Annotated in this window: 10 protein-coding genes; all 10 read right to left on the reverse strand. The window is 39.6% G+C overall.

Going from position 1 to position 12,568, the window contains the following annotated elements; genetic code table 11:
* Positions 1 to 87 precede the first annotated feature (87 nt).
* The 10 genes from AN957_RS18580 to AN957_RS18625 all read right to left on the reverse strand — a co-directional run bounded on the left by AN957_RS18580 (position 88) and on the right by AN957_RS18625 (position 12,523).
* Positions 88 to 810 carry an amino acid ABC transporter ATP-binding protein gene (locus AN957_RS18580; RefSeq protein ID WP_053476930.1) on the reverse strand — a complete coding sequence of 241 codons (723 nt, stop codon included), beginning with the start codon at positions 808 to 810 and terminating at the stop codon, positions 88 to 90.
* Complete coding sequence (locus tag AN957_RS18585; RefSeq protein ID WP_053476931.1) at positions 803 to 1,462, reverse strand: amino acid ABC transporter permease; 660 nt, start codon at positions 1,460 to 1,462, stop codon at positions 803 to 805. The genes AN957_RS18580 and AN957_RS18585 overlap by 8 nt, the downstream gene beginning before the upstream one ends.
* Positions 1,463 to 1,696: 234 nt before the next feature.
* Complete coding sequence (locus tag AN957_RS18590; protein WP_053476932.1) at positions 1,697 to 2,485, reverse strand: transporter substrate-binding domain-containing protein; 789 nt, start codon at positions 2,483 to 2,485, stop codon at positions 1,697 to 1,699.
* A 256-nt stretch (positions 2,486 to 2,741) separates the two neighbouring features.
* Positions 2,742 to 3,179: a BrxA/BrxB family bacilliredoxin gene (locus AN957_RS18595; RefSeq protein ID WP_053476933.1), complete on the reverse strand. Its 438-nt coding sequence runs from the start codon at positions 3,177 to 3,179 to the stop codon at positions 2,742 to 2,744.
* 249 nt (positions 3,180 to 3,428) lie between these two features.
* On the reverse strand, positions 3,429 to 4,550 hold the full coding sequence (gene meaB / locus AN957_RS18600) for a methylmalonyl Co-A mutase-associated GTPase MeaB (RefSeq protein WP_053476934.1): 1,122 nt from the start codon (positions 4,548 to 4,550) through the stop codon (positions 3,429 to 3,431).
* A 1-nt stretch (position 4,551) separates the two neighbouring features.
* A complete protein-coding gene (gene scpA, locus AN957_RS18605) occupies positions 4,552 to 6,744 on the reverse strand; it encodes a methylmalonyl-CoA mutase (RefSeq protein ID WP_053476935.1) in 2,193 nt (730 codons plus the stop codon).
* The gene (locus tag AN957_RS18610) at positions 6,737 to 8,566 is read right to left on the reverse strand and encodes a methylmalonyl-CoA mutase family protein (RefSeq protein ID WP_053476936.1); all 1,830 of its coding nucleotides are present in this window, start codon (positions 8,564 to 8,566) and stop codon (positions 6,737 to 6,739) included. The genes scpA and AN957_RS18610 overlap by 8 nt, the downstream gene beginning before the upstream one ends.
* Positions 8,567 to 8,957: 391 nt before the next feature.
* Positions 8,958 to 10,274, reverse strand: coding sequence for a dihydrolipoamide acetyltransferase family protein (locus AN957_RS18615; protein ID WP_053476937.1), 1,317 nt, complete (start codon positions 10,272 to 10,274; stop codon positions 8,958 to 8,960).
* Positions 10,275 to 10,528: 254 nt separating this feature from the next.
* On the reverse strand, positions 10,529 to 11,512 hold the full coding sequence (locus tag AN957_RS18620) for an alpha-ketoacid dehydrogenase subunit beta (RefSeq protein ID WP_053476938.1): 984 nt from the start codon (positions 11,510 to 11,512) through the stop codon (positions 10,529 to 10,531).
* Between the two features lie 15 nt (positions 11,513 to 11,527).
* Entirely contained in the window at positions 11,528 to 12,523 is a 996-nt protein-coding gene (locus AN957_RS18625) for a thiamine pyrophosphate-dependent dehydrogenase E1 component subunit alpha (protein WP_056685505.1), read from the reverse strand.
* Positions 12,524 to 12,568 lie beyond the last annotated feature (45 nt).

Here is a 12,568-nt window from a genome sequence, read left to right on the forward strand (position 1 = left end):
AATTACTTTTTTAACTTCTTAACAAATTATGTCCAAAAAAAGAGAAGATGATCATTAAGACCATCTTCATCCATTTTATTATACAATTCAAAGCATTTTTTGCAAGAAGTCTTTTGCACGATCAGAGGTCGGATTGGAAAAGAATTCACTAGGCGGTGCATCTTCTACGAGTACACCACCGTCTAAAAATAGGACACGATCTGCTACTTCTCTAGCAAATCCCATTTCGTGGGTAACAATGGCCATCGTCATTCCTGTATGTGCTAGTGATTTCATTACATCTAACACCTCTTTAACCATTTCTGGGTCAAGTGCTGATGTCGGTTCATCAAAAAGCATGACCTCAGGCTGCATCGCTAATGCACGGGCAATCGCAACCCTTTGTTTTTGCCCTCCTGATAATCGGCCAGGATATTCATTTGCTTTCGAAGATAGTCCAACTTTTGCTAATAGCTCAAGACCAATTTTCTCAGCTTCCTGCTTGGACTGCCCCTTCACTTTCATAGGTGCATAGGTTAAATTCTCAAGGACTGACTTATGCGGGAATAAATGAAAATGCTGAAAAACCATTCCTACATTTTGACGGACCTTCATGATATTTGTTTTTTTGTCTGTAATATCTTGCTCACCGATAAAGATACGCCCGTTTGTAGGCTTTTCTAAAAGGTTAATACAACGGAGGAAGGTTGACTTTCCTGAACCTGATGGACCGATAATTGCCACAACTTCGCCTTCCTTTATCGTTGTGGAAATCCCTTTAAGCACTTCAAGCTTTCCAAACTGTTTATGCAGATTTTCAATTTTAATCACCGCGTCTCATCCTCCTTTCAACAACTTTTCCAAGAATGGTTAATGTAATGACCATTAAGTAATAGATGAGACCTGCTAATAATAATGGTTCAAAGAAACGAAACTTGTCCGCTCCTACTTGGTAAGCTCTGCGCATGATATCCATTACCCCAATGGTAGTAACGATGGCCGACTCCTTAGTCAGAGTAATAAATTCATTCATTAATGCTGGTAAAATATTTTTCAAAGCCTGTGGAAGAATGATGTTAAGCATCATCTTGGGGTAAGGAACGCCTAGTGCCATTGCTGCTTCACTTTGTCCTTTATCAACTGCAAGAATACCCGCACGAATAATTTCAGAAATATAAGCAGCAGAATTCAAACCAAAGGCAAGTACAGCAGCCACATATGGTTCAATTTGATAGCCAAATATTTGCGGTGAACCAAAATAAATAATCATTAGCTGCAATACTAAAGGTGTGCCTCGAAAGATCGATGTATACGCATCTGCTAGCCATCCTAGCACTTTAATGGAGCTTATTTTAAATAGGGATAGAATAATTCCAAGTAAAAACCCTAATAGTCCTGCCAAAGCGACAATTTGCAATGTCACGCCAATCCCTCTTAATATATAAGGCAGGGAAGGCAGAATGGATGTAAAATCTAGGTTCATGTATAACAATCCTCTCAATTAAGAAATGCGGATGCGACTTGATCAGGGGCGACAAGCATAAGACGAGCCAGCGGGAAGGTGGTCTTTAACCTTCTTGCTGGATTGGCTTATGATCTCGAGCCCCTAGTCGCAGAAGCTAGACAATAAGAAATGCGGATGCGCCTTTAGGGCAAAAATGTTCAGAAGTGAGTATCCTTCTGAACGTTTTTAGTAGATTAGAAGCCTAGCTTATAATCATTCACCTTCAAACCACTTTTTCAAAATCTTATCTAATTCTCCGTTATCAATCATTTCTTTTAGTGCTTTGTTGAATTCTTCAGTCAATTCACTGTCCTTTGGCAGAGCAATCGCATAGCCGCCATCCGCATCCTCAACTGTAAAGCCTTCAATATCGTCATTATTTTCTAAATAGCCTTGTGCGACTGTATCTTCAATAATGGCTGCATCAAAACGTCCTGCCTTAATTTCTTGAATTAATTCTGGAATACGATTGCGGTTTTCAACCGTCATATCCACTTCTTCCGCTAATTCCTTTGCCTTTTCCTCTTGAATAGAGCCTAGCTGTGCACCAATCTTTTTGCCTTTAAGATCTTCTACCTTCGTAATTCCACTATCCTTTTTAGAAACAATCATATGTTTCGACGTATAATAGATTTCACTAAAGTCTACACTCTCTTTTCTATCGTCTGTTGCAGACATTGCAGATAGGACAAAATCAACTTGACCAGATTGAAGTGCCTGAATTAATCCGCCAAAATCCATATCGCGAATCTCAAATTCATAGCCAAGCTTTTCAGTTACTGCTTTTGCAATATCAACATCGATTCCGATAATCTCATCACCTTTTGCCGTATCAATATATTCAAATGGCGCATAGTCTGCTGATGTTCCCATCGTTAGTACCTTTTTATCAGAATCCTTATCCTTAGAGCCATTAGATGATGTCTCTTCACTTGTTCCACAAGCTGCTAGTAATCCAATTAATAGAATACTAATAAAAAAGATAGAAACTATTTTTTTCATTATTATTTTCCCCCTATAACTTTTCTGAAAATTATTATAATTAACCATTATCTATTATTAGCGATAAATTATTAATTTTCAAGTATCAATCGTATATTAATAATTATTCACTTGAATGTATTTTAACACATTATTATATTTATGCAATACTATTTTTATATATTATTCTTTTGAAAATAAATATTTAGTCCTATTTTTTCTAAGGATATTATGTAACAGAAATAAAAAAAAGCCTCATACGAGGCTTTTTTCTACATTATAGATCTTCGCAATGCTGCTCAAATGCATTTTGAAGCTTTTGAATAACTGCCATTGGTTCATGTCCTTCAATATCATGACGCTCAATCATCGCACATAGCTTTCCGTCTTTTAATAATGCGAAGGAAGGAGAAGATGGCGGGAATCCAGTAAAATAGCTGCGTGCTGTTTCAGTTGCTTCTTTATCCTGACCAGCAAATACTGTCACTAAATGATCTGGACGCTTATCATAATGCAGCGCATGAGCAGCTGCTGGACGAGCAATCCCACCCGCACATCCACAAACAGAGTTAACCATTACAAGAGTTGTTCCTTTTTCTGCAATTGCTTTTTCAACCTCATCAGGTGTTTTTAATTCTGTATAGCCAGCATCAACAATTTCTCTGCGTGCATTTGCTACAACATCATTCATAAAAAAATTAAAATCCATATTCATCTGTATGTTCGCTCCTTTTTGGATATAAAACTTCCATACCTACATCATACCAATAGATGAACATTCTTTTCAACGTAGAGGGCTTTAAGGTACCCGTTAATCTATTTGGGTGATTTGCAAAAATAATTAGAGGGACGCAATTATTTTTGGCGTTTTGCAATAATAGGTGGATTGTCACAATTACATTTGACCTTTTTAAATAATAGTTTTCCTAGCCCATTAAGTTAAAAAGCTGCCAAAGGCAGCTTTTTACAACTTTTTATTAATCGAATATGCTTGGAATAATTCCTCTACTGCAGATGTCACTGTTCGGGCTCCTGCGATTACTTCATTTTCCATTTGAGGCAGCAGCGGTTTCACCTCTTGATGGTTGAAAAAACTAAATTGGAGCTGATCAATAATCATTGAGTAGATCCATTCCTTCGTTTGCGCTCTTCTCCTATTTTCAAATACGCCAGATTTCTTTGTTGTCTTTTCGAATGATTGAATAGTATCCCAAATATCTTTCATTCCTTCTTGATAGATCGCAGAGCATGTGGCTGCTTTTGTTTGCCATCCTTTTGTTGCTGGCTGGAGAAAATGAAGAATCCGATTGTATTCAGCTTTCGTTTTTAATGCCAATCGTTTGTTCTCTCCATCCGCTTTGTTAACAAGTACAGCATCTGCCAGCTCCATGATCCCTTTCTTCATCCCTTGCAGCTCATCTCCCGCACCAGTCAAAACTAGTAGCATGAAAAAATCGACCATGTCTCTAACAAGTACTTCACTTTGCCCCACGCCAACTGTTTCTACAAGAATGACATTGAAGCCAGCTGCTTCGCACAAAGTAATTGTTTCGCGCGTCTTCCGATGAACCCCTCCGAGTTTACCAGCAGATGGAGAGGGGCGAATAAATGCTCTTGGGTTTCGCGAAAGCTGTTCCATTCTCGTTTTGTCCCCAAGAATACTGCCTCCGCTTATACTTGAACTTGGATCAACTGCGAGCACAGCAACCTTCAATCCTAGATCACATAGGAATGTGCCAAATGCTTCAATAAATGTACTTTTCCCAGCACCTGGTACACCTGTAATTCCAATGCGGATAGCATTACCTGAATGCGGAAGAAGCTCTTGCAGAAGTTTTTGGGCTGTTCGAAAATGATGCTCTGCATTGCTTTCAATTAATGTGATCGCTTGAGCTAGCATTCCACGGTTTCCTGTTAAAATGCCTTCAGTCCATTCATCAATATTCACTTCTGGCCGATTCTTCTTTTGAAAGCGTCCTTTTTTAATAAAGGAAGATTCAGACTGACCTGTTTGAACACCTTTTCTAACAACGCTAGCAAAATTATCAGGATTTTCCCCTTCAAACCATTCTGGTCTTTTATCCATTTTACTGTGACACTTCCTCATATCCAAGACGGTTATAGATGGCACGAATTACTTTTTGAGCAGCGACTGGGATAATAGTTCCAGGTCCAAAAATTGCAGCAGCTCCATTTTCAAGAAGAAATTGATAATCCTGTGCAGGAATCACTCCGCCAATCACAACTAGGATGTCCTCTCTTTCAAGCTTCGCAAGCTCTTCAATTAACTGAGGAAGAAGAGTTTTATGACCTGCAGCAAGTGAACTCATACCGATCACATGGACGTCGTTTTCTACTGCTTGTCTTGCCGTTTCTTCCGGTGTTTGGAATAATGGGCCGATATCGACGTCAAAGCCTAAATCCGCGAATGCTGTGGCAATGACTTTAGCTCCTCGATCATGACCATCCTGCCCCATTTTTGCTACGAGAATCCTTGGTCTTCTTCCTTCATTTTCAAGAAATTCATCAGTCATAAGCTTCACTTCTGTAATCTCTTCTTCATTTGAGAATGCTGAGCTATACACGCCGCTTATGGAGCGAATAATTGCCTTATGGCGATTAGCTACCTTTTCAATGGCATATGAAATTTCTCCAAGTGTTGCACGCACTCTTGCAGCCTGTACAGAAAGATCAAGTAGATTGCCTTCTCCTGTTTCTACAGCTTTCGTTATTGCTTCAAGTGCTTCTATAACCTTCTCCTCATCACGTGCTGCTTTTAAATTCTCCAGCTTTTCAATTTGTTTTAAGCGAACAGCCGTGTTATCAATATCAAGGATTTCAATTGGTTCTTCTTGATCAAGGCGATATTTATTCACGCCGATAATCGTCTCTTTTCCAGAATCAATTTGTGCTTGTCTGCGGGCAGCTGCCTCTTCAATTTTCATCTTTGGCAAGCCAGTTTCAATCGCTTTTGCCATCCCGCCGAGGTTTTCAATCTCTTCAATATGCTCCCAAGCTCGCTTTATCAATTGATCTGTTAATGCTTCTACATAATATGAGCCCGCCCATGGATCAATCACATTCGTAATTCCCGTTTCTTCCTGCAGAAATAGCTGTGTATTTCGGGCAATACGTGCCGAAAAATCTGTCGGCAAGGCAATTGCTTCATCAAGTGCATTCGTATGGAGGGACTGTGTATGTCCCATCGCAGCTGCATGGGCTTCAATCAGCGTCCTTGTAACATTGTTAAATGGATCCTGCTCTGTTAAACTCCAGCCTGATGTTTGGGAATGCGTTCTTAATGCCATAGACTTAGGATTTTTCGGTTCAAATGTTTTCATCATCTTTGCCCAGATAAAACGGGCAGCACGCATTTTTGCCACTTCCATAAAGTAGTTCATCCCGATCGCCCAGAAGAAAGAGAGCCTTGGCGCAAATGAATCAATATCAATCCCTGCCGAGAGTCCAGTTCTTACGTACTCTAGACCGTCAGCAAGTGTATAGGCTAATTCAATGTCAGCTGGTGCTCCTGCTTCTTGCATATGATAGCCAGAAATACTGATGCTATTAAATTTAGGCATATATTTGGATGTATATTCAAATATATCTGCAATAATTTTCATTGATATTTCCGGAGGGTAAATGTACGTATTACGCACCATGTACTCTTTCAAAATATCATTTTGGATCGTACCTGAAAGTTTTTCCTGACTTACACCCTGTTCCTCAGCTGTAACAATAAAGAAGGCCATGACGGGAAGTACGGCTCCATTCATTGTCATTGAGACAGACATTTGATCCAAAGGAATCCCGTCAAAAAGTGTTTTCATATCAAGAACAGAGTCAATTGCTACACCAGCTTTTCCAACATCCCCTACTACCCTTGGATGGTCAGAGTCATAGCCTCTGTGTGTTGCAAGGTCAAAGGCCACTGAAAGGCCCTTCTGCCCCATTGCTAGATTGCGGCGATAAAAAGCATTGCTTTCTTCCGCGGTTGAGAACCCAGCATACTGACGGACCGTCCATGGTCTATTCACATACATAGTCGGGTAAGGCCCACGAGTATACGGAGGAAGACCTGGTTTTCCGTCAAGATGTTCGAGAGTATTAACATCTTCTTCTGTATAAAGAGGCTTTACATGAATTTGTTCGTACGTTTCAAATAGAAGATTATCTATTGATTCATGTAACTCTTCCTGTACTGTTTTTTTCCATTCTTCTTTTGAAGCTTGCTTATGATCAAAAAGCGAAATTTTATTAAAATCAGGTTTTTTACTCATTGACTTCCGCCTCCATTTCACTAAGCAAGGAAGTTAATATTTCATAACAATTGCTTTTCGCATGAATAAATTGCTCGATTCCCGCCTGCTGTAATGCTGCTTGTTTGCTTTCCTCAGGAAGTCCCGCCAAGTATAGCCGTACATCCGGATAATTTTCCTTTATTGAGTGGACCAGCTCCAGCGCTAACTCATCATATTGCTTGTCCGTTCCACATAAGACATAATGGTGTAAATTGGATTCCTGAATGAATTGTAAAGCGGATTTCGGATGATCAATATTTTCGCTAGCATCCGCTTTAATCCCGCCAGGTGCCAGAAAACCTGTCATGAAATCTGCTCTAGCTTTATGCTTCTTTAACTCACCGATACAAATAAGTCCAGCCTTTGGTTCACTGCCTGATTGCACTAGCCTTTGAGCTGCCCTGCGTAATTTTTCAAATGGTTCTGATAGACGATTATTTGGCAATGCATGATTGGCTTCTAAGCTTTCCATCACATTCTGCAATGGGTGATCGTTAAGATTAGCATAAATATTCGTTCCGATCATACTTTGTTTTCGCATGAAGAGATCTTCGTTTCTCTTCTTCATTACCTCGGCAATTTGTTCTTGAATCCATCCTGTTTTCAATACTGAAGCCATTCCGTCCTTCTCTTCTATCTTCAGAAATAATCCCCAAGCCTTTTCAGCAAGTTCATTTGTCAGATTCTCCACATACCATGAACCGCCTGCTGGATCGACAATATTCTTTAAATGGGCTTCTTCTTTTAAAATAAGCTGAGTATTTCGTGCAATTCGATCAGAAAAGTGGGTTGTTTTCCCTTCAGGCTCATTAAATGGGCTTACATGTAGAAATTGAACTCCGCCTAGTACACCTGCAAAAGCTTCATTTCCGGCCCTCAACAAATTTACATATGGGTCATAAGCTGTTTTGGTAAAAGGGGACGTTTCAGCTGAAATCACCATCTTTTGTTCTTCCGACTTTGCACCGTATGCTTCTGCTATCTTGCTCCATAGAATTCTTGCTGCACGAAGCTTTGCCATCTCCATAAAGAAGTTTGCGCCAATGGAAAATTTAAAAACCATTTTTGATAAAATTTTCTCTAAGGACATCCCTCTTTCAAGAAGCTCCTGAATATGTTGAACTCCAGTAGAAAGAGCGGCAGCTAATTCCTGAATAGCATTTGCCCCTGCTTTATGATATACACTAGTATCCACTAGGATTGTTCGCAAATTGGGCATTTTCCTATCGAATAACTGGATCATTTCGGACCATTTATCATATTCCTGTTTCAGCCCATCATTAGATGCTATTTGTAAGAGATCCCTGCCAATATAGCCTGAAACTTTGTCACAATCAGCTAAATCAGATAATTTTTCCAAAACTTCCGCTTGATCATTGCCTGCTTCGATACCAAAGGCGAATGTTGCATATATGCCATCTATAATCTTCACAAAATCCTTTACAATGTCCTTGTCTAAATGAAAGGAAATAGCCGTTTGTCCTCTTTCAAAAGACGCATGCAGTTTTTTTCGTAATTCTTCTCCATTCTCTGCATCAATCCTTTGTGCCACCTTCCACGGACTGGATAGATAGCCTGCCGGATCTGCCCCTCTTCTAAAATCAGTTTGTCCTGGAAACTGCCCAGTACTGTTTATTTTCAAATCCTCTTTTGAATAAAGCGGTTTCAAAAGGATGTTTTCATATGTATTTTTGGATAAGGAAGCAATGGATTTACCCTTTAATGATTCTTCTGATTTTTTCTCCCAAGTCTCCAGTGTATACGCTTCAAAAGTTTCATTAATCATCTTATTTAATGTCATCTTGACTGCCCGAAAATAGACAGCTTTCCCCCCTTACCTGCAATTCGGATTCTCCAGTAAAATTAAATTAAAATTCAAAATTGTCATTACGTTATTATTTTAATATACATACGAAAAACAAGCAATTCATGATTAGGCATCAAGTTTACTGATTTCTTTAGAAATTAATCCTCTGCGCTGCAGCGATTCTGTTTATATACTGTTTTGTGCCCATCTAAATGTATGTATCCATTCTTTAAAAAATTTACTTAATGTCCGAACTAAATAGGTGAAACCATCATTTTCTTTTTAGAGTAAGGATAACTCTCCGCTATTAAACCTCTAGGGCTATAAGTTATTTCAAAATAAAAAAGACCCGCTACAATAATTGTAGCGAATCTTTTTCTTGATATTAATAAACAGATGTATTTTCTTTAGAAGTGTTTTCAAGGATTTCTTTCACACGTTTTAAGAAGTTACCACATACAAGTCCGTCTAAAACGCGGTGGTCAAGTGACATACATAGGTTAACCATGTCGCGAACAGCGATCATTCCGTTATCCATAACAACTGCGCGTTTTACGATTGATTCAACTTGTAAAATTGCAGCTTGTGGATGGTTGATGATACCGTTTGATTGGATAGAACCGAATGAACCAGTGTTATTTACTGTGAACGTACCACCAGACATATCTGCTCCAGATAATTTACCTGAACGTACTTTACCAGCAAGTTCACCGATTTCACGAGCAATGCCTTTGATTGTTTTTTCATCAGCATTTTTGATTACTGGAACGTATAATGCATCTTCAGTAGCAACTGCGATTGAAAGGTTGATATCCTTCTTCTGAACAATTTTGTCGCCAGCCCACATAGAGTTGATCATAGGGAACTCTTTAAGCGCTTGAGCAACTGCTTTTACGAAGAAAGCAAATGGTGTAAGGTTGAAGCCTTCCTTCTTCTTGAAGTCAGCTTTTAATGAGTTACGGAAACTCATTAGATTTGTCACATCCACTTCAATCATTGTCCATGCATGTGGAGCTTCGTGCTTGCTCTTAAGCATGTTTGCTGCGATTGCTTTACGAACGCCAGATACTGGAATTTCGATATCACCAGGTACAACTGGTACATTTGTAGCCGCTGCCGCTTTAGGTGCCGCAGCTTGTGGAGCTGGAGCTGCTGCTGCTGGTGCAGTTTCTTGTACAGGTGCAGCTGGTGCAGCGCCTGCTTTAGGAATATTGCCAGACTCGATTAATGCATTTAAGTCTTTACGAGTAATACGGCCGCCAGCACCAGTGCCAGTTACTTGGCTTAAGTCAATTCCGTGCTCTTGAGAAAGCTTAAGAACTGCTGGTGAATAACGTGCGCCGCCATTGTCAGTTTTTGCAACTGGAGCTGCTGCTGCTGGAGCAGGAGTGCTAGCAGCAGGTGTTGCAGGTGCTTCAGTCGCTGGTGCTGCTGGAGCTTCAGGAGCTGCTGAACCGCCGCCTTCTGTTTCAATAGTAAGGATTACTGCACCGACTTCATACGTTTCTCCTTCTTGAGCAATCAATTCTTTAATAACACCATCAAAAGAAGATGGTACTTCAGAATTTACTTTGTCTGTCGTTACTTCTGCAAGTGGATCATATTTACTTACTTTATCACCAACAGAAACTAACCATTGATTAATTGTACCTTCTGTTACACTTTCCCCAAGCTGGGGCATTTTAATTTGTTCGATAGCCAATGGAATTGACCTCCTTCAAGCATTTATATTTCTAGTTGCAATTTATCTAAGATCTGTTTTAAATTTCTAGCAAAAGTCAAACAACAGTTGTTCAGGAACTTAAAGTCCTGTACAACCGCCTAAGCTTTTCTTTTCTCCTGCTGCGGCTCCTAGCCCTCGAGGTCATAAGCCATTCAGCTGATAGGAAGAAAATCACTTCCTACCAACTGACTGTCTTATGCTTGTCGACGGCTGTACAGTCGCCTTCGCTTTTCTTAGTACTCAGCTAATTCTCGTGCTGCTTTTTCTACTTTATCTGGGTTAACCATGAAGAATTTCTCCATAGTAGGAGCGTATGGCATTGCAGGAACATCAGGACCAGCAAGACGCATAATTGGTGCATCCAGATCAAATAGGCAGTTTTCAGCAATGATTGCTGCCACTTCACCCATGATGCTTCCTTCTTTTGTATCCTCAGTTAATAGTAAAACTTTACCTGTTTTTGAAGCAGCTTCGATGATAGCTTCTTTATCAAGCGGGTAAACCGTTCTTAAATCAAGTACATGTACAGAAATACCATCTTTTGCTAACTTTTCAGCAGCTTGAAGTGCAAAATGTACACATAGACCGTAAGTGATGATTGTTAGGTCTTCTCCTTCACGCTTCACATCAGCTTTACCAATTGGCAATACATAATCATCATCAGGAACTTCGCCTTTGATTAGACGGTATGCACGCTTGTGTTCGAAGAATAGAACGGGATCTTCGTCACGAATTGCCGCTTTAAGTAATCCTTTTACATCATATGGAGTAGAAGGCATGACAATTTTTAAACCAGGTTGGTTTGCAAAAACAGCCTCTACAGATTGAGAGTGATATAATGCACCGTGAACGCCGCCGCCATATGGTGCACGAATAACCATTGGACAAGTCCAATCATTATTTGAACGGTAACGAACTTTTGCTGCTTCAGAAATAATTTGGTTTACAGCAGGCATAATGAAATCAGCAAATTGCATTTCTGCGATTGGACGTAATCCGTACATTGCTGCTCCAACACCTACACCAGCAATTGCAGATTCTGCAAGTGGTGTATCAAGTACACGGTCTTCACCAAATTTATCATATAAACCAGTGGTAGCTTTAAAAACTCCACCCTTTAATCCAACATCTTCACCTAAAACAAAAACTTTTGGATCTCTTTCCATTTCTTCGCGGATTGCCATTGTTACCGCGTCAATATATGAAATTACAGCCATGTTTGTTCCCCCTTACTATTCTGCGTATACGTATTTCAATGCATGTTCTGGATCAGCATATGGAGCATTTTCAGCATAATCTGTTGCATCATTAACGATTGCCATAATACGATCGTTCATTTCTTTTTCTTTTTCATCATTTAAAATGCCATTTTCTTTTAAGTAAGCAGCGAAAGTAATAATAGAATCTTTCGATTTTGCTTCTTCAACTTCTTCACGTGAACGATATGGACGATCATCATCATCAGAAGAGTGTGGAGTTAAGCGGTAAGATACCGTTTCAACAAGTGATGGACCTTCACCACGGCGGCCTCTATCAGCTGCTTCTTTAACTGCTTTATACACTTCAAGTGGATCATTTCCGTCTACAGTAACCCCTGGCATACCGTAACCAATTGCACGATCAGAAACTTTTTCACATGCTAATTGTTTTTCAATTGGAATTGAGATCGCATACTTATTATTTTCACACATGAAAATAACAGGAAGCTTGTGAACTCCAGCAAAGTTTGCACCTTCATGGAAGTCTCCTTGGTTAGAAGAACCTTCACCAAATGTTACAAAAGTTACTAAGTCTTTTCCTTCCATTTTTCCAGCTAAAGCAATACCAACTGCGTGTGGAACTTGCGTAGTAACTGGAGAAGAACCTGTTACGATGCGATTTTTCTTTTGACCAAAGTGTCCTGGCATTTGACGGCCGCCTGAGTTTGGATCTTCTGCTTTTGCGAATGCTGAAAGCATTAAGTCTCTTGCAGTCATACCAAAAGTTAATACAACACCCATGTCACGGTAGTATGGAAGAACATAATCCTTCTCTTTATCAAGTGCATATGCTGCACCAATTTGAGCTGCCTCTTGACCTTGACATGAAATAACAAATGGAATTTTACCAGCGCGGTTTAATAGCCACATACGCTCATCAATACGACGTGATAAAAGCATCATTTCATACATTTCTAATACTTTCTCATCGCTTAAACCTAAATCTTTATGACGATTTTTTTTAGCCATTTTGTAACCTCCTAAATAAATATGTACTAGAGAGCTATCTTTTAG

The organism is Cytobacillus solani, assembly GCF_001420595.1.
In the GTDB taxonomy this organism is placed as follows: domain Bacteria; phylum Bacillota; class Bacilli; order Bacillales; family Cytobacillaceae; genus Cytobacillus; species Cytobacillus solani.

Coding starts and splice junctions, on each gene's coding strand:
- AN957_RS18620 (WP_053476938.1), bottom strand. CDS start 11,512: ATGGCTGTAATTTCATATATTGACGCGGTAACAATGGCAATCCGCGAA.
- AN957_RS18585 (WP_053476931.1), bottom strand. CDS start 1,462: ATGAACCTAGATTTTACATCCATTCTGCCTTCCCTGCCTTATATATTA.
- AN957_RS18625 (WP_056685505.1), bottom strand. CDS start 12,523: ATGGCTAAAAAAAATCGTCATAAAGATTTAGGTTTAAGCGATGAGAAA.
- AN957_RS18595 (WP_053476933.1), bottom strand. CDS start 3,179: ATGAATATGGATTTTAATTTTTTTATGAATGATGTTGTAGCAAATGCA.
- AN957_RS18590 (WP_053476932.1), bottom strand. CDS start 2,485: ATGAAAAAAATAGTTTCTATCTTTTTTATTAGTATTCTATTAATTGGA.
- meaB (WP_053476934.1), bottom strand. CDS start 4,550: ATGGATAAAAGACCAGAATGGTTTGAAGGGGAAAATCCTGATAATTTT.
- AN957_RS18610 (WP_053476936.1), bottom strand. CDS start 8,566: ATGACATTAAATAAGATGATTAATGAAACTTTTGAAGCGTATACACTG.
- scpA (WP_053476935.1), bottom strand. CDS start 6,744: ATGAGTAAAAAACCTGATTTTAATAAAATTTCGCTTTTTGATCATAAG.